Source organism: Bacillus sp. YC2 (assembly GCF_019891195.1).
Classification (GTDB): Bacteria; Bacillota; Bacilli; order Bacillales; family Bacillaceae; genus Bacillus.
Genome location: NZ_JAHXDO010000006.1, coordinates 75,291 through 95,444 on the forward strand (window position 1 = coordinate 75,291; position 20,154 = coordinate 95,444).

At 48.1% G+C, this 20,154-nt stretch carries 19 protein-coding genes, 1 pseudogene and 1 other annotated feature; of the genes and pseudogenes, 12 read left to right on the plus strand and 8 right to left on the minus strand.

Annotated elements, in window-relative coordinates; translation table 11 throughout:
• The first annotated feature begins 50 nt into the window (after positions 1–50).
• Positions 51–1,118, plus strand: a complete 1,068-nt coding sequence (locus KY305_RS11735; protein ID WP_223062681.1) for a branched-chain amino acid aminotransferase — start codon at positions 51–53, stop codon at positions 1,116–1,118.
• 40 nt (positions 1,119–1,158) lie between these two features.
• On the opposite strand, the gene mmuP is transcribed toward KY305_RS11735, so the two are convergent.
• The 4 genes from mmuP to KY305_RS11755 form a co-directional block, all read right to left on the minus strand.
• On the minus strand, positions 1,159–2,574 hold the full coding sequence (gene mmuP / locus KY305_RS11740) for an S-methylmethionine permease (protein WP_223062682.1): 1,416 nt from the start codon (positions 2,572–2,574) through the stop codon (positions 1,159–1,161).
• Positions 2,575–2,687: 113 nt separating this feature from the next.
• Positions 2,688–3,635, minus strand: coding sequence for a homocysteine S-methyltransferase (gene mmuM, locus KY305_RS11745; RefSeq protein WP_223062683.1), 948 nt, complete (start codon positions 3,633–3,635; stop codon positions 2,688–2,690).
• A 118-nt stretch (positions 3,636–3,753) separates the two neighbouring features.
• Positions 3,754–5,187 carry an alanine/glycine:cation symporter family protein gene (locus tag KY305_RS11750; RefSeq protein WP_223062684.1) on the minus strand — a complete coding sequence of 478 codons (1,434 nt, stop codon included), beginning with the start codon at positions 5,185–5,187 and terminating at the stop codon, positions 3,754–3,756.
• Between the two features lie 24 nt (positions 5,188–5,211).
• Positions 5,212–6,195 (minus strand): glutaminase, encoded by a 984-nt coding sequence (locus KY305_RS11755; protein ID WP_214804156.1) that lies wholly within the window; start codon positions 6,193–6,195, stop codon positions 5,212–5,214.
• Between the two features lie 245 nt (positions 6,196–6,440).
• On the opposite strand from KY305_RS11755, the gene glnK reads away from it, so the two are divergent.
• From glnK to KY305_RS11775, 4 genes and pseudogenes are all read left to right on the plus strand, one after another.
• A complete protein-coding gene (gene glnK / locus KY305_RS11760) occupies positions 6,441–7,733 on the plus strand; it encodes a two-component system sensor histidine kinase GlnK (RefSeq protein WP_316252446.1) in 1,293 nt (430 codons plus the stop codon).
• Position 7,734: 1 nt separating this feature from the next.
• Positions 7,735–8,682, plus strand: a complete 948-nt coding sequence (gene glnL / locus KY305_RS11765) for a glutamine utilization two-component system response regulator GlnL (RefSeq protein ID WP_223062685.1) — start codon at positions 7,735–7,737, stop codon at positions 8,680–8,682.
• A 245-nt stretch (positions 8,683–8,927) separates the two neighbouring features.
• Positions 8,928–9,163, plus strand: a pseudogene (locus KY305_RS11770) (hypothetical protein); the annotation flags it as partial.
• Positions 9,164–9,211: 48 nt separating this feature from the next.
• Positions 9,212–9,459: a binding site (T-box leader), on the plus strand.
• Between the two features lie 89 nt (positions 9,460–9,548).
• The gene (locus tag KY305_RS11775; protein ID WP_223062686.1) at positions 9,549–9,710 is read left to right on the plus strand and encodes a tryptophan RNA-binding attenuation protein; all 162 of its coding nucleotides are present in this window, start codon (positions 9,549–9,551) and stop codon (positions 9,708–9,710) included.
• Positions 9,711–9,858: 148 nt separating this feature from the next.
• Here KY305_RS11775 and KY305_RS11780 read toward each other — a convergent pair whose 3' ends face one another.
• Positions 9,859–10,242, minus strand: a complete 384-nt coding sequence (locus tag KY305_RS11780; RefSeq protein ID WP_223062687.1) for a DUF2512 family protein — start codon at positions 10,240–10,242, stop codon at positions 9,859–9,861.
• A 162-nt stretch (positions 10,243–10,404) separates the two neighbouring features.
• On the opposite strand from KY305_RS11780, the gene KY305_RS11785 reads away from it, so the two are divergent.
• The 4 genes from KY305_RS11785 (at position 10,405) to tatC (ending at position 13,847) form a co-directional block, all read left to right on the plus strand.
• A complete protein-coding gene (locus KY305_RS11785) occupies positions 10,405–10,833 on the plus strand; it encodes a cell wall hydrolase (protein ID WP_223062788.1) in 429 nt (142 codons plus the stop codon).
• Between the two features lie 263 nt (positions 10,834–11,096).
• A complete protein-coding gene (locus tag KY305_RS11790; RefSeq protein ID WP_223062688.1) occupies positions 11,097–12,848 on the plus strand; it encodes an alkaline phosphatase D family protein in 1,752 nt (583 codons plus the stop codon).
• Positions 12,849–12,860: 12 nt separating this feature from the next.
• A complete protein-coding gene (locus tag KY305_RS11795) occupies positions 12,861–13,058 on the plus strand; it encodes a twin-arginine translocase TatA/TatE family subunit (protein ID WP_014469689.1) in 198 nt (65 codons plus the stop codon).
• A gap of 63 nt (positions 13,059–13,121) precedes the next feature.
• Positions 13,122–13,847 (plus strand): twin-arginine translocase subunit TatC, encoded by a 726-nt coding sequence (gene tatC, locus KY305_RS11800; protein ID WP_223062689.1) that lies wholly within the window; start codon positions 13,122–13,124, stop codon positions 13,845–13,847.
• Here tatC and pcp read toward each other — a convergent pair.
• The gene (pcp, locus tag KY305_RS11805; protein ID WP_214804149.1) at positions 13,844–14,491 is read right to left on the minus strand and encodes a pyroglutamyl-peptidase I; all 648 of its coding nucleotides are present in this window, start codon (positions 14,489–14,491) and stop codon (positions 13,844–13,846) included. The two genes, tatC and pcp, sit on opposite strands and share 4 nt — an antisense overlap.
• Before the next feature lie 69 nt (positions 14,492–14,560).
• Between pcp and KY305_RS11810 the strand changes: the two genes are divergently transcribed.
• Positions 14,561–15,691 carry an aminotransferase class V-fold PLP-dependent enzyme gene (locus KY305_RS11810; RefSeq protein WP_223062690.1) on the plus strand — a complete coding sequence of 377 codons (1,131 nt, stop codon included), beginning with the start codon at positions 14,561–14,563 and terminating at the stop codon, positions 15,689–15,691.
• A gap of 34 nt (positions 15,692–15,725) precedes the next feature.
• Here the strand turns inward: KY305_RS11810 and lmr(B) are convergent, their stop codons facing one another.
• Together lmr(B) and lmrA are read right to left on the minus strand one after the other, a co-directional pair.
• On the minus strand, positions 15,726–17,165 hold the full coding sequence (gene lmr(B), locus KY305_RS11815) for a lincomycin efflux MFS transporter Lmr(B) (protein ID WP_223062691.1): 1,440 nt from the start codon (positions 17,163–17,165) through the stop codon (positions 15,726–15,728).
• A 38-nt stretch (positions 17,166–17,203) separates the two neighbouring features.
• Positions 17,204–17,770: a transcriptional regulator LmrA gene (lmrA, locus tag KY305_RS11820; RefSeq protein ID WP_223062692.1), complete on the minus strand. Its 567-nt coding sequence runs from the start codon at positions 17,768–17,770 to the stop codon at positions 17,204–17,206.
• A 192-nt stretch (positions 17,771–17,962) separates the two neighbouring features.
• Between lmrA and KY305_RS11825 the strand changes: the two genes are divergently transcribed.
• Together KY305_RS11825 and estA are read left to right on the plus strand one after the other, a co-directional pair.
• The gene (locus KY305_RS11825; protein WP_223062693.1) at positions 17,963–19,078 is read left to right on the plus strand and encodes a type II asparaginase; all 1,116 of its coding nucleotides are present in this window, start codon (positions 17,963–17,965) and stop codon (positions 19,076–19,078) included.
• A gap of 195 nt (positions 19,079–19,273) precedes the next feature.
• A complete protein-coding gene (estA, locus tag KY305_RS11830) occupies positions 19,274–19,921 on the plus strand; it encodes a lipase EstA (RefSeq protein ID WP_223062694.1) in 648 nt (215 codons plus the stop codon).
• Positions 19,922–20,154 lie beyond the last annotated feature (233 nt).

A 20,154-nucleotide genomic window follows, 5' to 3' on the forward strand; every position in this document is an offset into this window, starting at 1 on the left:
GCTCATAAAAGACTGAAAATTTAAACAATTCAAAGAAAGGTGTGCTTTTGTTGAACAAACTGATCGAAAGAATTAAGGTCGCAGCGAGAAAAGAAAAACCGGATTCCGCTTCACTGGGGTTCGGCCAATACTTCACAGACTATATGTTTGTGATGGATTACGAAGAGGGCAGAGGCTGGCATGATCCGAGAATTACGCCGTATGAACCGTTTACCATCGACCCGTCCGCGTCCGTTTTTCATTATGGGCAGGCGGTGTTTGAAGGGTTAAAGGCTTACAGGGCGGAAGACGGACGGGTATTAATGTTCAGACCGGACCAAAATGTAAAAAGGCTGAATAAATCATGCCGCCGGATGAGCATGCCGCCGCTTGACGAAGAGCTGGCGCTGGAAGCTTTGATCCAATTGGTTGAATTAGAGCAGGACTGGATTCCGAGAGAAAACGGAACATCTTTATATATCCGTCCGTTTGTGATTGCGACAGAGCCGTCCTTAGGCGTCAGGCCTTCAAAGAAATACAAGTTTATGATCGTGCTGACGCCGGTCGGTTCCTATTACGGCAATCAGCTGAAGCCGATCCGTATTTATGTAGAAGATGAGTATGTGCGGGCCGTCAGCGGGGGAGTGGGCGATGTCAAAACCTCCGGGAATTACGCGGCCAGCTTACAGGCCCAGCAGAAAGCGGAGGAACTGGGATACGACCAGGTGCTGTGGCTTGACGGGGTGGAAAAGAAATATGTTGAAGAAGTAGGCAGTATGAATATCTTTTTTATTATAAACGGGGAAGCCGTGACGCCGGCGTTAAACGGAAGCATTCTCGGAGGCATTACACGCGCATCGGTCATTGAGCTGTTAAAAAGCTGGGGTATGCGCGTCAGGGAGGAAAGGGTTTCAATCGATGACATTTATCAGGCCGCAATGAGAGGCGAAGTGTCAGAAGTATTCGGAACGGGGACGGCAGCTGTGATCTCGCCGGTCGGTGCGCTTCATATTCACGGAGAAACGATTGAGTTTCATAACGGCTTGATCGGTGAAGTGTCCGAAAGGCTTTACGAAACGATTACCAACATTCAGCGCGGGAAGGAGCGGGATTCCTTCAGATGGGTGACTGAAATTTAAATAAAAAAGAACCCTTGCGTGAGGCAGGGTTCTTTTTCGATTAATGAGATTTTGCCGTTTGGCCGGACGCGCGGCTTTTCCGGTTTTTCAGGTGAAAAGCGGCGTAACAAACGGCCATAAATGCAATTCCGCAATAAAGGGCGATGCTCTGATTCGGATCAAACGCAATGCCGATACAAGAGGCGAGACACAAAAGGAAGGCGGCAATCGGCACAGCCGGGTACCCCGGTGTCCGATATTTCAAATCCGAAAGCTGACGCCCTTCTGCAAGAAACCGCCTTCTGAACATAAACTGTGCTGCGGCAATACTCATCCAAACCGCCACTACCGCAAAACCGGAGATGGAGACGAGAACGAGATAAACGGTATCAGGCGCGAAAACGCCCGACAACAAGGACAATATGCCCCCGATCATACTGAAAATCAAGGCATTAAAAGGAATGCCTTTAGATGTCAGCTTCGCAAAGGACGGATGAAGCTCCCCCTCCTTTGACAAAGACCAGAGCATACGGGACGACGCATACAGCCCGGAATTGGCCGCTGAGAGAAGCGCCGTCAAAATGACAAAGTTCATCAGATCGGCCGCATACGGAACACCGACTCTGTCAAACACCGCAACGAACGGGCTTTCAATGACACCTGCTTCTTTTATAGGGATCATGCCAGACAGCACAAAAATCGTTCCGATAAAGAAAAGCGCCAGCCGCCAAACCGTGGTTTTAATGGCGCGCGGGACGGTTTTTTCCGGGTTCACGCTTTCTCCAGCGGCAATGCCGATCAATTCCGTGCCAGAAAAAGCGAAGTTCACCGACAGCATCGTCATTACTATAGGAAAAAAGCCATTCGGGAAAATGCCGCCTTTTTCATCCGTGAAGTTCGACAGCATGGGCGCAGCCTCACCGCTTTCGATCGGGATGATGCCGAACATCGCAGCTCCTCCCAATATGATAAACAATACAATGGCCAATACTTTAATGCTTGAGAACCAAAACTCCGATTCAGCGAAAAATTTGACGGAGAAGGCGTTTAATAAAAAGATGAGCAGGGCGAATACAGCGCTCCACATCCATACCGAGGTTGAGGGAAACCAGCGCTGCATTAAGAGCCCAGCCGCCGTAAACTCAGAGCCCAGCGCCACGGTCCATGTCAGCCAGTACAGCCATGCCACCGTAAAGCCAGTCGCAGGCCCAATATATTTCGCTGCATAGGTATGGAAAGCGCCCGTCACCGGCATGGCCACGGACAGCTCGCCGAGGCAAAGCATCACAAGGTACACAATGCCAGCGCCCAATAGGTAAGCGAGGATGGTTCCCGCAGGTCCCGCCTGATGAATGGTGTAGCCTGAGCTTAAGAACAGCCCGGTTCCAATGACGCCTCCTAATGACAGCATAAAGAGATGCCTGCTTTTCATCCTTCTCTGAAAATTTTTCTCATTCTTGTCGTGCGAGGGTTTCATTGTTTTCCAACTTTCTGCAGGGCCGTTCTAATAAAAAATCTCATGCCGGCGGGCAGCACGAGATTCCGGCGAACCGGCTTTTTGAATAAGAATATACAAACTATTCCGATAAGTCAAGTAGTTTTTAGGCTTCTGGCCCAATCGGCAATCGCCTGAATGTCCTCGGGCTTCGTTCGGCAGCAGCCGCCGATCAGTCTTGCACCGTTTTCGTACCAGCTTTGCGCGCTTTTTCCGAAAGACATGGAGCACGCTGCGCCTTTCCAGGTTTTTGTCACAGGATCATATTGCTCGCCGGAATTCGGGTAGACGATAATCGGCTTGTCTGTTTCCTGTGTTATTTCTTCTATTAAAGACGGAATATGCTGCATCGGTGTGCAGTTTATGCCGACAGCCGCGATTTGGCTGTGCTGATCAAGCCAGGCCGCACACTCGGAAACAGGCGTTCCTTCGCTGATATGCCGTCCGTCTTTGGCGCTGAAACTGATCCACGCATGTATACCGGGGAATTCCTCCAGCAGCCTTGTGATCGCTTTTGCCTCTGACAGGCAGGGAATGGTTTCACACGCTAATATGTCTGCGCCTGCTTCAATGAGGGCTTTCATCCGCGGCCGATGAAAGTCGATCAGCTCATCCTCCGTCAGCCCGTAATGTCCGCGATATTCGGAACCGTCGGCAAGGCTTGCGCCGTATGGGCCGACTGAAGCCGCGATAATCGGTTTTGCCCGGTCTGAACGGTTCTCTTCGTGCGCCCAAAATTCGTCACGGGCTTGAACGGCAAGTTTTACAGATTCCTGAATAAGCCGTATCGCTTCTGCTTCTGTCACACCGCGCGCCGCAAATCCTTCAATCGTTGATTGATAGCTGGCGGTGATCGCGCAATCAGCGCCGGCGGTAAAATAATCGCTGTGCACCTGTTTGATCAGATCAGGCTGTTCCATCAGGATTTTGGCCGACCAGAGGCTGTCATTCAAATCACAGCCCATGCGTTCAAGCTCAGTGGCCATCGCGCCATCAGTGATTATTACGGGAAATTCATCTAATATTCGTGTAATGGGATTCATAGCTATTCCTTTCTGACTTTTTAAAAATATATGAAAATGGTAATGGACAGCTCTATATTTGTCAATGAACGTTAATATAAAAAAGATGCTCAGGACGAGCTGCCTGAACACCTTTTTCTTAAGAGATATGTTTGTTTTTGCTTTTGGCAATGTCTGAGTACTCCCAGCATTCGATCTGATCGTCATCAGGCAGCACATCCCTATAAAAGACGGGGTCCTTTCCTGCCTTTTTCTGCCGCACATAGTCATTAAGGGCGGCAAACGCCTTTTTAGACAGCAGGAAGATCGCAATTAAGTTCACGACAACCATTAAGCCCATGAATAAATCGGCCATATCCCAGACAAGCTGAACCTTTGAAATGCAGCCGAAAATGACCATCGCCAGCACGCAAATCCGGTAGATGAAAAGCCATTTCTTATTTTGGCTCAAAAAGCCGATATTGGTTTCTCCGTAATAATAGTTGCCGATTAATGCGCTGAAGCCGAACAAAAGCATCAAGACGGCAAGAAATCCTGACGCCCACGAGCCGAGGTGCGTGCTCAGTGCGGCTTGGGAAAGCGCGATGCCGCTGAGGCCCGGCTGCTGATAAGCGTCTGAAAACAAAATGATAAGCGCGGTGCTTGTACAAATGATCAGGGTATCCGTCAGTACACCGAATGCCTGAATCAGACCCTGTTTCACAGGGTGGCTTGTTGTGGCGGTCGCAGCCGCATTCGGCGCGCTCCCCATCCCTGCTTCATTCGAGAAAATGCCGCGTCTGACACCCTGCATTAATGCGGCGCCCAAAGCGCCGCCCGCCGCCTGATCGATTCCGAATGCATTTTTGACGATAAGCGCCAAAACGCCCGGCAGCTGGGTAATGTTTGTGAGAATGACAAAGAATGCAATGCCGATATATAAAACAGCCAAGACAACCACGATGTATTCCGCCAGTTTCGCAATTCGTTTAACGCCGCCGAAAATAACCGCGCCAAACACAGTAATTAAAATAATGCCTAATGTAAGACGATTGGTTCCGAACGCGTTTTCAAATGCGAGGCTGATCGTATTGGATTGAACGGAATTGAATACGATTCCGAATGACAGCGTGATTAAAACGGCAAACAGCGCGCCCATCCAGCGTTTCTTCAGGCCTTTTTCCATATAGTAGGCCGGTCCGCCGCGGAAGCCGTTCTGATCTTTTACTTTATAAATTTGAGCGAGTGTGCTTTCAACAAAACTTGAGGCAGATCCGATAACCGCGATGATCCACATCCAAAAAATCGCGCCGGGTCCGCCGAGGGCAATCGCAATGGCAATCCCGGTAATATTCCCGGTTCCGACACGGGCGGCCATGCTGATGCAAAACGCCTGGAAGGGGGAAATATCGTTTTTTGACCGGGTGGCGGCGCCTTCCTTTAAAACCCGAACCATTTCTTTCAGCATGCGGACTTGCAGACCTCTTGACCGGAACGTGAAATACAGTCCCAAAGAAAGAAGCAGTACAATTAAAAGCTTTGACCATAAAAAATCATTTGCTGAGCCGATTATATGTTGAAGGAATTCCTGCATCCTATCACCTCTTGGTTCGTTTGATTAAAAAATACTGAGCTCCCACTCCTGTGCGATATGTTTCAGCAGCATACCGCCGGTCAGGCTGTTGCCGTATTCATCAATGGCCGGACCGTAAATGCCGATGCCGCAGCCGTTATGAAAGGGCTGTTCTCTTCTGGCGCTCGGAGGAACCAATGCCATAATGCCGCCGGATACGCCGCTTTTGGCCGGTACGCCGACGAAGGCCGCATATTTGCCTGATGCATTGTACATGCCGCACGTCAGCATCAGAGCCTTGGCCAGTTTTGCGACATCTTTAGGAATAACCTGTTCCTGGCGGATCGGGTGATAGCCGTCATGTGCCAGAATCATTCCGATTAAAGCGATGTCCTCGGTCGTGCCTTCCATGGCGCAATGCTTTAAGTAAACCTCTAACGTTTCTTCCACATCTGCTTCCAGGAAATTTGTTTCTTTTAAATAGTAGGCAAGTGCTCTGTTCCGGTGGGCGGTTTGCCATTCGGAGCGGAATACCTCCTCATGGATCTGAGGCCGTTTTCCTATCAATTTTTCAAAAACGGAATAAAGGTATTCTAATTTATCATGCGCTGTGTCACCGGGAAGAAGGGAAGCGATAGTGATGGCCCCGGCATTAATCATAGGGTTGAAAGGTTTTCCGGGTTTATGGATTTCAAGCCGGATGATGGAGTTAAATGCATCGCCGGTCGGTTCCACATCAACACGCTCCAGCACGTAAGAAATGCCCCTGCTCATACAGGCTGCAATAAAGCTGATGACTTTTGAGATGCTCTGCAATGTGAATGGAACATCCCATTCACCGGCATGAATCATTGCGCCGTCCGGCTCTAATATGCAAATGCCCAGCTGCGAGTCATTGATTTCTCCGAGGGCGGGGATATAATTCGCGCTTTTTCCATTTGCGGAAAATGGGCGGTAATGATTTACCCATTCTTGTAATAGCGAAGCCAATTCCTCTTTTTCAAGGCGCTCCCTGATCATATCTTTCATAACATTCCTCCTCTATTTCATTTCTGTTCATAAACGGAATCGGGACTTAGAAAACGTTTTCATATATAGCGTGCGTAGATTTAATGTATAATGACATCTACAGAATCATACAAAATACGACAAAATCATTCTTAAAATAAGCCGATAGATTTATAAAAAAGGCGGAGCGAATGGCCATACCGGGTCTAAAGAAATTTGCGGGCTGCCCCGGTCTTATTCAAAATAGAAAAGAGAAGGAAGTGATTGTGATCAGGTTCGATTATTTTTTGAAAAAAGACGGTTATCTTTTCGCCCTTATGCTGATCACCGTGCCGCTTGCCGGCGAACTGAAATTTTATCCCTTAAATGAAGCGTTCAGAATCAGCTTCGGCGCCCCGGCTTTTTTCTTTTTTCTGCTGCTGTTAAGGCATGTGCCGGCGGTGTTGTCGGGGCTGCTGACAGGCGCAGCCGTTGTGTTATTTCGTATCGGCTTGGAATGCTTAGGCGGAGGGCATGCCGGGTTTATGGATGCTTTTTACAGCCAATATTCAAGCTTCTTTTTTTACTTTACATATGCTTGTTTGTTTCATGTGCTGAAAGTCAGGAATTTTCGCGATCGGCCGTTTATGATCGGCTTCCTCGGCTTTCTCATTGAAATTGCCTCGGATGTCATTGAACTGGCCGTTCAGTTTTTTGATGACAAAACGATGATTACGCCGGAAAAACTGACGGATATCGCGGTCATCTCCGTGTCTCACACATTTATCGTGCTGAGCTTTTTCAATGTGATGAAGCTGTACGAAACTCAAGTCAGGGAAAAACAAACGAGGAAACAGCATGAACATATGCTGATGATCGTGTCTAATTTATATGAAGAAACGATTCATTTGAAAAAGACACTGAAAACGACGGAGCATGTGACAAACGAATCCTATCAGCTTTACCGGGAAGTAAGCGGGGACAATCAAGAACTCGGCAAGAGAATGCTGCGTCTGGCCGGGGAGATTCACGAGGTGAAAAAAGACAATCAACGCATTTTTGCCGGGCTGTCCAAGCTGATCTCAAATGAAAGATTTCGAGATTACATGGATGCCGCGGCTTTAATCGGACTCGTGATCCGAATCAATGAAAAATACGCGGAGTCATTAGGAAAGGACATCGCCTTTCAGTGCACGATCGAGGGAGATCATCCTGATTACCACGTGTTTACCGTACTGTCGATCATGAATAATGTCGCGGCAAATGCCGTCGAAGCCATGGGTGATAAAGGAGAGATCCGTCTCGGATTGCGTAAGGCAGACGGAGATATGGCAGAATTTCAAGCAGAAGACAACGGCCCCGGCATCCCGGAGAAAATCGGAGAGATCGTCTATGACCCGGGATTTACGTCCAAGTATGACGAATTCGGCGCCCCCTCAACGGGAATCGGGCTTTCTTATGTGAAGGAAATCGTAACTGAGCTTGACGGAGACATCTCTTTTCACAATAAACCCAAAGGCGTGATATTTACGATCAAGCTGCCGATGAGGCATTTGATTGCAGAAAGGATGAGCTCATAATATGCGTTTTTTTATAGCTGATGATGACCGGGCGATCCGTTCCATTTTAAGACAGATCATAGAAGATGAAGACTTGGGGGAAGTGGCCGGAGAGGCAGAGGACGGAAGCCAAATTGAAGGGCATCACCTGCATTTGAAACAGGTGGATATTTTATTAATTGACCTATTGATGCCGGGCCGGGACGGGATCGAGACGATACGCCGTCTTCAGGGTTCTTACTTTGGAAAAGCGGTGATGATTTCACAAGTGGAGGCGAAGGAAATGGTGGGAGAAGCGTATTCCCTCGGTATTGAATACTTTATCCACAAACCTATCAACAAAATCGAGATCGTCACCGTTTTGCGAAAAGTAAAAGAGCGGATCGAGCTGGAAACCTCGATCGGCGACATTCAAAACTCTTTAAGCCGGCTTGTTCAGCGGAATGAGCCGAAACAAAACCGGCCGCGGGATGCGCACGGGAAATCAATCAAAGAAACCGGAAAATTTCTTTTAGCGGAATTGGGCATCGTGGGAGAAAGCGGCGCGCATGACCTCATGGCCGTCCTTCACTATTTATTTGAGGATGAACAGGCGGAAAAAAACATGCCGTCTTTAAAACAGATGTTTACAAACGTCGCAATACGAAAGCTTGGGCCTGCGGCGTCACAAGCAGAGGTCAACAGAGAAATCAAAGCCTCGGAACAGCGGATCAGAAGAGCCATCATTCATTCGTTAAACCATTTCGCTTCATTAGGCACAACTGATTTTTCAAATCCTAAATTTGAACACTACGCCTCAAAATTCTTTGATTTCCCGGCCGTCAGCAAGAGAATGAAGGAAATGCAGTCTAAAGAAACCGTGCCGCTTTCACCGGTTAAGGTCAATATGAAAAAGTTTATTCACGTTTTCTTTTTAGAAGCAAAGGATTTACATGAGGGGACGAAATATGTAAGCGGCGGCAGCCGGTAAGCTGATAAATCCAGTTTTTGCACTAAAGAAATAGTGTCAATGTCTCTGCCTTGAGCGCGGAGGAAACCGGGATTGATCTGCCTAAGAACCCTGACAGTGTAATGAAAAGGGGGGGCGGCGATTACACCGCTCCCTTTTTGGTGTCTTCATACATCTCTTTCTCCTCCGCTTCAGGCGAACTCTGTGTCAGTAAATAAGGGAAATGGGGAAACAAACAGTATGTCTGGAATATGGAACACGAGCCGCCTTCAGACGATTTTGTCCTTTATCAAGCCATATTCGGAGAAAAAGAAACGAATCGCCTGCTTCAGAGCTACCAAGCTGAAGGCAGGATGTCTGGCCGAAAATGCAGGAGCATGTGACAGAGTTGCAGGCGGCTTATCCTGTGGAAACAGCCGCGTTTGCGCTTCAGACGGGGCAAGAAGAACATATGAAAATGGCGCGGGAAATGCTCGGCCTGTCCGATCCGAAAAGCTATTGACTTCAGCCGGATGACAGCGTATGATACATTTTAAAATAAAAGAACGGATGAACAATGCTGAGGAAGAGTAAGTACGTATCACGTGCGGGGTTCAGAGAGTCGGTGGCTGCTGTAAACCGATCCCCGGCCGGTACGGAATGGGCTTCTGAATTGCTGCGCTGAAAGACAGTAGGCGGTGCCGGGATTCTTTCCCCGTTATCAAGAAAGGAGTATCGAAACGGATGTTTCTGTACTTTTTGAGAGAATGGCTTTTCAGCCGTTAATAAAGGTGGCACCGCGAGAACCTCGTCCTTTGATGGACGGGGTTTTTTTGTATGCGTAAAGGAGGTGATGGCCATGGAATCTGATTGGAGCAGGACAAATAAACAAAAAAGGAGGGATTCTCATGGTGATCGCTACAGACGATCTCGAAGTAACATGTCCGCATTGTGAAGGGACGGGTTCGGAAGAGGAAGGAACACCCTGCCCGAAATGCAGCGCAAAGGGCGTTATCTTGACGGCGCAAGGCAACACACTGCTTCATTTTATAAGAAAGCATTTGAACTGAAAAAATATAAGAGAAAAAACACATGTTTTTTGGCAGGTGAGCTGATGCAGAAAAAACTTGCGATAATCGGCGTTGCCTCCGCTTTTTGGGCGGTTCGCAAAGCTGACAGGATGCCATATAAAAAAGGCCGTCATCCGGCCTTTTTACGCTATTCAGACCGGGGCTCTAAAAAACGGGAGCTGCCCAAGTCTTTTCTCATGATATAGAAATGGAAAAAATATTCCGCAACAGCAATAATAATGGCAGAAATAAGAGCCGCAAATGCAAGCTTTCCTCCGGAGATGCCCATTGACAGAGGCATTCCCACCAGCCACACGACGAGAAACGCGAGTCCGAAATCAGCTAACGTCGCCGTAATGTTGTTCCATTTCGGCAATACGTAAAGATCCCCCGTCAAGTAAGAAACGGCCCCTAACACAATGGTCATCAGCAGCGCGTCGCCGAATGTAAAGTTAAAGCCTAAGCCGAGTACCAGATACAGAATAATGATGGTCATAATGCCTTTAATGGCAAGTGCTTTAATATGTGCCATACGTATTCCTCCTTTTGGAAATTATGTTAGTATGTTTCCTCATATTGAGAAATATAAACCTTTTTATTAAAACAAACGTTTAAATAAGTTTTCTGCCTGCCGGCTGTCATCACTGGGCCGCTGCTGAATATGATGAAGGGAGAAAAGACGGGAGGTGTCATGATGGCAGTTGTAAAAGCGTCGAGCGCCGATGTAGATTTGATGGCAAGGCTGCTCAGGGCGGAAGCAGAAGGCGAAGGACAGCAGGGAATGCTTCTGGTCGGCAATGTGGGAATCAATCGGCTGAGGGCGAATTGCTCTGATTTTAAAGGCCTCCGCACCATCAGACAGATGGTGTATCAGCCGCACGCGTTTGAAGCGGTGACTCACGGATATTTTTATCAGAGGCCGCGCGAAACCGAGCGGAGGCTCGCACGGCGGAATATTAACGGAGAACGGTTTTGGCCGGCAAAATTCAGCCTGTGGTATTTTAAACCGCCGGGAAACTGCCCGCCGACTTGGTATAATCAGCCGTTTGTGGCCAGATTCAAGTCCCATTGTTTCTATCAGCCGACAGGCGAAACGTGCGAAAACGTGTACAACACATTTTGAGGCCGGACACACCGTTCATCTATTGAACGGTGTTTTTTTAAAATCATGTGAAGAAAAATAGGAACAAAGTGCGCTTGACGGATGCAGCGCTGTAAAGAAACAGACGGGTTTTTTTACGCCGCCGCCATCGTTTGTCGAAATAATGTGAAAAATGTCTCCCTTCGTTTTGTTTTCATGCTTACAAATTCTTCACAGTTCTTCATAGCGGTTTAACATTTCTTTTCTATAATAAGGGCGATCAATGAGAGGAAAGGGGAACTGACATGACACATGACGGCCGTTTAGATGAATGGATCAAGGAGTTAGAGGAGAAAAGCTTTCAGAACAATACGTTTGACCGCCGTAAATTTATTCAAGGAGCCGGGAAAATCGCCGGTCTCTCCCTCGGATTAGCGATCGCGCAATCATTCAGCGCATTTGAAGTAAATGCCGCTCCAAAGTTTTCAAGTTATCCGTTTACACTCGGCGTGGCATCCGGCGATCCTCTGTCTGACAGCGTTGTGCTCTGGACGCGGCTCGCTCCCGACCCGCTAAACGGAGGCGGCATGCCGAAACAGGCCATGCCTGTAAAATGGGAGATTGCAAGCGACGAACACTTCCGGCACATCGTCAAACGCGGGACAGAAATGGCCAAGCCAAACCTCGGACATTCCGTCCATGTCGAGGCGGATGGGCTGAAGCCTAATAAAGTGTACTATTACCGCTTTAAAAGCGGACACGAGCTCAGTCCTGTCGGCCGGACAAAAACATTGCCGGCGCCAGGTGATAAAGTATCGAGCATGACGTTTGCGTTTGCCTCATGTCAGCAGTATGAACACGGCTATTATACGGCGTATAAGCACATGGCGAAGGAAAAGCTTGATCTCGTATTCCACCTTGGCGATTACATTTATGAATACGGTCCTAATGAATATGTGTCAAAAACGGGAAATGTCAGGACACACAGCAGCGCTGAGGTGTATACGCTTGATGATTATCGCAACCGCCACGCCCAATACCGTTCAGACGCCAATTTAAAATCGGCACACGCTGCGTTTCCGTGGGTCGTTACGTGGGACGACCACGAGGTGGAGAACAATTACGCCAATGTCACCCCGGAGAAAGGCCAATCGGTTGAAGCGTTTGTACTCAGGCGCGCGGCTGCCTATCAGGCTTATTATGAACATATGCCGCTCAGGCGCATGTCACTGCCGAATGGTCCTGATATGAGGCTGTACCGCCAATTTTCATACGGCGATTTAGCCTCGTTCAATGTGCTTGATACAAGACAATACAGAGACGATCAGGCGAATGGCGACGGAAATAAGCCGCCTTCTGATGAATGGAGAGATCCGAAACGCACATTGATGGGGACAGAGCAGGAGCAATGGCTCTTCGGAAATTTGGCGGCCTCCAAGGCGAAGTGGAATGTGCTGGCGCAGCAAATCTTTTTCGCGCAATGGAATTTCGGGACGACCGCAAGCCCGATTTTCAGCATGGATTCTTGGGACGGCTATCCAGCTCAGAGGGAGCGAGTCATCAATTTTATAAAAAGTAAAAACCTAAACAATGTCATCGTGCTGACGGGTGATGTCCATGCGAGCTGGGCGTCAAATCTGCACACGGATTTTAACCAGACCAATTCGAAGATTTTCGGAGCGGAATTCGTCGGCACTTCCATCACATCGGGGGGAAACGGTGCGGATAAAAGAGCCGATACGGATCAAATTTTAAAACAAAATCCTCATATTAAATTTTTCAATGACTATCGCGGTTATGTCCGCTGTACGGTGACTCCTGCACAATGGAAGGCGGACTACAGAGTGGTGCCGTACGTGACTGAGCCGGGGGCCGAGGTGTCGACGCGGGCATCGTTCATTTATCAAAAAGACCAGACCGGGATTCGGAAGGTTTCGGCAGCAGCGGTTGCAGGCGGCTTGAAGCAATCGGATGAAGTAGAGGAGGATCGCTTCTTTGCCCATAACAATGCGCATGAAAAGCAAATGAGAAAGAAACGGTCCAAAATCTCACAATAAGGAGGGACACTCATGTTTTCAAACATAGGAATTCCTGGGTTAATCTTAATTTTTGTCATCGCCCTAATCATTTTCGGGCCGTCGAAGCTTCCGGAAATCGGCCGTGCCGCCGGCCGCACACTGCTTGAATTCAAAAGCGCCGCAAAGACACTGGTTTCAAATGAAGAGCCGGACAAGCAGGCGGCTGAAAAAGACAAAACGGCAGGGTGAATCCTGATGGGGCAGACGGATCCGCTTCTGCCCCTTTCTTCATATACAAGGAGGATGTACGGATTGGATAAAAAAGAAACCCACTTGATCGGGCATTTAGAAGAAATCCGGCAGCGCCTCATAAAAACGCTGCTCGCCTTTCTCGTGTTTTTAATCGGCGCGTTTTGGTTTGTGCAGGATATTTATGACTGGCTGATTAAGGATTTGAACGGAAAACTGGCTGTTTTAGGCCCTAGTGAAATCCTATGGGTGTATATGATGATTGCCGGAATATGCGCCATTACGGCGACGATTCCGGTTGCGGCTTTTCAGCTCTGGCGATTTACGGCGCCGGCCTTGACCGCATTTGAACGCCGTGCCGCTTTATTGTACATTCCGGGCTTGTCCGTGTTATTCATCATCGGGATCTCCTTCGGATATTTTGTGTTATTTCCGATCGTGCTCGGCTTTTTGACACAATTATCGGCCGGACATTTTGAGATGGTGTTTACGGCGGACAAGTATTTTACCTTTATGCTTAACCTTACATTGCCGTTTGGACTTTTATTTGAAATGCCCTTGGCTGTCATGTTTTTGACGCGGCTCGGCATCGTGAATCCCGTCCGGCTGGCAAAGGCGAGGAAGCTTTCGTATTTTCTGCTGATTGTCGTGTCGGTGCTGATCACGCCGCCTGATTTTATGTCTGACTTTCTCGTCATGATTCCGTTGTTGGTGCTGTATGAAATCAGCGTAACGCTTTCACGGATCGTATATAGAAAAAAATGGGCGGAGACGCCGTCAGCGGCTTAGTGAAGCTCGCCTCCGCCGGTATGAATGTCATCCTCATGCGCTGCGGCCGTCACCGCAGCGATTTTGAGCGCTTTCACCATGAGGTTCAGGCTGAGGCTCGGCGCTGCTTTCTCCAGTGTTTGCTCGGGGATGTACGGGATGTGAATAAACCCGCCCCGAATATGCGCCGTCAGACGGCTGAGCTCATCCATCAGCCCGTAGAAGAGGTGATTGCATACAAATGTTCCAGCCGTGTAGGAAACGGCTGCGGGAATGCCTTCTTTCTTTATTTCCTCAACGATCCGTTTAATCGGAAGTCCGGTCCAATAAGCTGCGGGGCCGTCAGGTGAAATCGGTTCATCAATGGGCTGATTTCCTTCGTTGTCCGGTATGCGTGCCTCATTCAAATTAATTGCTGCCCGTTCCGGCGTGATCTGCATTCTGCCGCCTGCCTGTCCGACGCAAATGACGATGTCAGGCTGATGCTTTTTGATGGCTTGGCGCAGAACTGTGAGTGACTTGCCAAAAACGGTCGGCACCTGCTCGGATACCATGGTGACAGAGCCTTCGGTGCAGCCGTTAAGCTGTTTGACGGCTTCCCAGGAAGGGTTCACCGATTCTCCGCCAAATGGGTCAAAGCCTGTGAACAATACTCTTTTTTCCATAACAAACCCTCCTTTCTCTTTTACATACTTTATAATTGACATATATTCCTGCCGGAGGAGGAACATGCCTTGGACTCTTTGCTAAAGCAATACCGCAATTTATTCCCGGCGCTTCAAACACATACGATGCTCGCGAGCTGTTCTCAAAGCGCTGTGGCTGCACCGGTTTCGAAAGCGATCGCTGACTATCAAGAAAGCCTTTTACAGCAGGGCGGGAACTGGGAGGAAGCCATTGAAAGGACGGAGAAAGCCAGAAATGAGTTTGCAAGGCTGATCGGCGCTGACCCTGAGGAAATTGCCGTTTTGTCTTCGGTGACGGATGCCGCGGTCTCCGTTGCCTCTGCTTTATCCGATTGTAAAAAGAAACAGGTTGTGTATACAGACTTGGACTTCCCGGCGATTGCCCACGTCTGGAAGGCGCAAGCCGATGTTACGCTTTCAGTTATCCCGTCCCGTGAAGGGATGATCCCATTAGAGCGATACGAAACGTTTATCACTGATCAGACGCTGGTCACTTGTGTGCCTCATGTTTCCTATACGAACGGTTTTATTCAGGATGTGAAACAAATTGCCGCGATAGCCGCAAAGAAGGGGTCGCTCCTTTTTGTGGATGCTTATCAATCGGCTGGGCATGTCCCGATTGATGTGAAGGAATGGGGCATTGATATGTTAGCCGCAGGCGCGAGAAAGTATATGCTCGGTATACCGGGAACAGCATTTCTTTACGTCAGAAAGGAGCTGGCAGAGCAGCTGAAGCCGAAAGCATCGGGATGGTTCGGACAGCAAAAGGACGCAGCATTTGATCTGGCCCGTTTTTCTTATGCAGACGGAGCGAAACGCTTTGAGACCGGTACCCCGGCATTTATCAGCGTGTATGCGGCGCAGGCGGCTTTGTCTCTTCTTAACGGCATTGGCACAGCCCGTATCCATAAAGAAGTAAAAGAACTGAGCGCGTTTGCATATGAATACGCGTCGGAAAAGGGGCTGAACCTCCCGTGCCCGCCATCATGCGAAGACAGGCCGGGCATGATTTCGATTTATGACGAAAGAGCGTCCGAAACGGCGGCGCACCTGAAACAGCAAAGCATTATATGCTCGCCCCGGCATCATGTCATTCGTCTCGCGCCTCATTTTTATAATACAAAGGATGAATTGGCATATGCGATAGATCAACTGGCTATTGCAAAACACCGTATATAAAAAAACAGCAGACTCAACGGAGCCTGCTGTTTTTTTATGAATGATCAACTTTGACGCGTTTCATAAAGAAGGCGCAGATCAGACCGATAATGGCCACAATCATTGCGAAGATAAAGGCGTGCTGGACGCCCGCAGTCAGCGCGTGCGGAAGGACGGCGGGGTCAGCGGGATTTTTGACGGTGCTCATATAATTCTTTTGTCCGGCTGCCATGATGCTCACAGCCACCGCAGTGCCGATCGCACCGGCCATCTGCTGGAGTGTATTCATAATGGCTGTGCCATCCGGATAAAATTCCGGCGGAAGCTGGTTTAAGCCATTCGTTTGCGCCGGCATCATAATCATGGAAATCCCGATCATCAGACACGTATGAAGCACGATGATCATAACAGCCGTTGAAGCAACGGAGATGTTTGAGAAAAACCAAAGCACAGCCGCAACAATGATAAATCCCGGAATGACAAGCCATTTCGGACCGTATTTATCAAACAGCCGCCCGGTAACCGGGGACATAAAGCCGTTTAAAATTCCGCCCGGCAGAAGAATAAGCCCTGACGTAAAGGCCGTCAGCATCAAACCGCTTTGTAAATACATAGGCAATAGAAGCATCGTTGATAAGATGACCATCATGCAGATAAAAACAATCACGACGCCGAGAATAAACATCGGGTAACGGAATGCGCGAAGGTTCATCATCGGCTGCTTCATTGTCAGCTGGCGGATAGAAAACAAGATCAGCGCCACAACACCGACAGTGAGTGATCCGACAACCGTCGGGCTCGACCATCCGCCTGATCCTTCTCCCGCGTTGCTGAATCCGAAGACAATACCGCCGAAGCCGATCGTGGACAGAATAATAGAAAGCACGTCGATTTTCGGTTTTGTAATGTCTGACACGTTTTGCATGTAGGCGATGCCGAATAAAAGAGCCAATACGAGAAACGGCAGAGAAATCCAGAAAATCCAATGCCAGTTCAAATGCTCTAAAACAAGCCCTGAGAAAGTCGGCCCGATGGCAGGGGCGAACATGATCACAAGCCCGATCGTTCCCATTGCCGCTCCGCGTTTATGCGGCGGGAAGATGACCAGGATGGTATTAAACATAAGCGGCAATAACAGCCCGGTTCCTAAAGCCTGAACGATTCTCGCCGCTAAAAGAAACGGAAAGCTCGGTGCAAGCGCGGCAATGAAAGTGCCGATAATGGAAAAAGCGAGTGAGACGATGAAAAGCTGTCTTGTCGTAAACCATTGCAGCAGCAGCCCCGAAACAGGGACAAGAATGCCCAGAACGAGCAAATAGCCCGTCGTTAACCATTGGACGGTAGAAGGAGTAATATGTAATTCCTTCATGAGATCAGTTAACGCGATATTCAGCGCCGTTTCACTGAACATACCGATAAATCCTGCCGTCAGCAAAGAAATCATGATCGGCATCACTTTGTATTGTTTGGAAGTTTGAGCGGTTTCCAATATCATTCTCCTCTCTATTTACGGAAAGATGTCTCTCGTATTTTTTATGTCTTCAGCAGTTTAGGGATTTGTTTTGAAATATGGATGATCGGCATGCTGTCTTTTTTAGCCAATGACAAAATGATGCCGCCTTCGATCATGGCATTAAGGACGGTGCTGATTTCCGCGGCCTTCTCTTCGGAGAAACCGGCTGATCTTAATTTGCCGGCAAACAAGGTTTCCCATTCCTGATAAGCATTCTGGCAGGCTTTTTGCAGATTTTCACTTGTTAAAGAAGTCTCGGCCGCAAGTAAACCGACAGGAAACCCTTCAAAGTTTTCCGGACATGTAAATTGGCTTGACAAATCCTTTAAAAATAATTGAATGCTTTTTACCGGATCAGGGTGGGCATCAAGGCTTTCTTTTATTTTCAAGCGGATATAACCGCTCATTTCATTCACAGCCTCAATCGCAAGCTGCTCTTTTCCGCCCGGAAAATGATAATAAAGAGAACCTTTCGGCGCGCCGCTTTCTTTAATAATCTGATTCAATCCCGTCCCGTAATACCCTTGCAGCTGAAACAGCCTGGTCGCTGCGGCAAGTATTTTTTCCCGAGAATCTCCATAACTCATAACGTTCCCACCTTACTGATAAATGACAAACTGAAAAATATAGTGACTGGTCTATTATCTTGACTTGAGAGCGCGGTGTCAAGGATTTTATCCGGATAATTTGTACGTAAGATTGCCTGCCACGCCTTTTGACGAAGTATGAAAAATCATTCATTAATAAATACTAACCCCATGACCAAAGGAGAGAGAATAATGAAAAAACGATTAATGCCCATCGTCACATTTATAACGGCCCTGCTGCTGATTGCAGTCGGCTGCTCCCAATCTCCCCAAGCGAAGGAAGCTTCGCAACAAACGAAACATGTCTCTTCAGCTAATAAAGAGGATCTCCCGAATATCAAAATTCTCGCCACCGGCGGCACGATCGCGGGCGCAGATAAATCAAAGACTTCCACGACGGAATACAAAGCCGGCGCGGTAGGGGTGGAGTCTCTTATTCAAGCCGTTCCGGAGATGGATGACATCGCTCATGTCAGCGGAGAGCAAATAGTGAATATCGGCAGCCAGAATATGGACAACAAAACATTGCTGAAGCTGGCCAAACGCGTCAATGAATTGCTCGGGTCTGACGATACAGACGGCATCGTTATCACACATGGGACAGATACACTTGAGGAAACGGCCTATTTTCTCAATCTCACCGTAAAAAGCGAGAAACCGGTTGCAGTAGTCGGATCAATGAGACCGTCAACGGCGATCGGAGCGGATGGGCCGTCAAACTTATACAATGCTGTAAAGACGGCGGCGGCGCCAGAGGCGAAAGGAAAAGGAGCGCTGGTCGTCTTAAACGACCGAATCGGTTCGGCACGCTATGTGACAAAAACCAATACAACCGCGACAGATACCTTCAGATCTGAGGAAATGGGGTATGTCGGAACGATCGCCGATGACGTGTATTTTAACAATATCATCACCCGAAAGCATACGAAGAATACCGATTTTAATATAGACAAACTGGAAAAACTGCCTCAGGTTGATATTATTTACGGCTATCAAAATGACGGAGGCTATCTCTTCGATGCCGCCGCAAAAGCGGGAGCGAAAGGCATTGTGTTTGCGGGGGCGGGGAACGGGTCAATATCTGACACGGCCAAAAAAGGCGCTGTAAAGGCAGTCAAAAACGGACTGGCGGTCGTCCGGTCAACAAGGACGGGGACTGGCGCCGTTACACCCAACCGTGAGTTTGAAAAAGACCATTTGCTCGCTTCAAATTCTCTTAACCCTCAAAAAGCACGTATTCTGCTGATGCTCGCACTGACAAAAACAGATAATCCCGAACGCATTCAAACCTATTTTAATGAGTATTAAAAGATGAGGGCGGGATGTTCTCATCTTTTTCCGTTTGCCGTATTAAAGCATCAGTGCATAATAATAAAAGATGCATTTTCCTTATTTTTCACACTCCCATTTTTTGTCTAAAACAGTAAAAAGTGCACTATTTTTCCCTTTTTCCCTCCAATAGAATGAATATTGTGAATTTATTACAATTCAGGAGGGAAAATCATGAAACATGTAAAAAGTAAACTTCTCGCTTTCATCACACTTTGTATGCTGTCTGTCGTCTCCGTATTTGCCGTGCAGCCAACCGTCTCGAAAGCCTCCTCTGAACACAACCCTGTGGTAATGGTCCATGGAATCGGCGGTGCGTCCTTTAACTTCGCAGGAATAAAAACGTATTTAGTATCTCAGGGCTGGTCAAGCAAACAGCTGTACGCCATTGATTTTCTGGACAAGACAGGGAACAATAAAAATAATGCGCCAAGGCTATCAAGATATGTAAAAAAAGTGCTCAGTGAAACGGGAGCGGGCAAAGTCGATATTGTCGCGCACAGCATGGGGGGCGCAAATACGCTTTATTATATTAAAAACCTGGACGGCGGAGACAAAATCGCTAACGTCGTGACGCTTGGCGGAGCGAACGGCCTGGTTACAAACAGAGCGCTGCCGGGCACCGATCCGAACCAAAAGATTTTATACACATCCGTTTACAGCTCAGCTGACTTGATTGTCATGAACCCGCTGTCCAGATTAATCGGAGCCAAAAACGTGCAAATTCACGGTGTCGGCCACATCGGACTTTTGATGAACAGCCAAGTAAACAGGCTGATTAAAGAAGGGCTTAACGGCGGCGGAGAAAATACGAATGAATAGAGTCAGAGCCTCGGAGAATCAATATCTTCGAGGTTCTTTTTTGTCTTCTCCGGCAGATAGATTAAACGCGGACGTCACGAATAGATCTTGAAAATGGGTTCCGATAACATATGTTGCGTATGTTAGTTTCTATTTTTAAGTTGATAGGGATGGGGCTTTAACCCGTAAAGCCTAAGGGGGAAGGTCTGAATGTCCCTTTTTCACCGACAACTTTCATTGATGAAAAAAGTAAT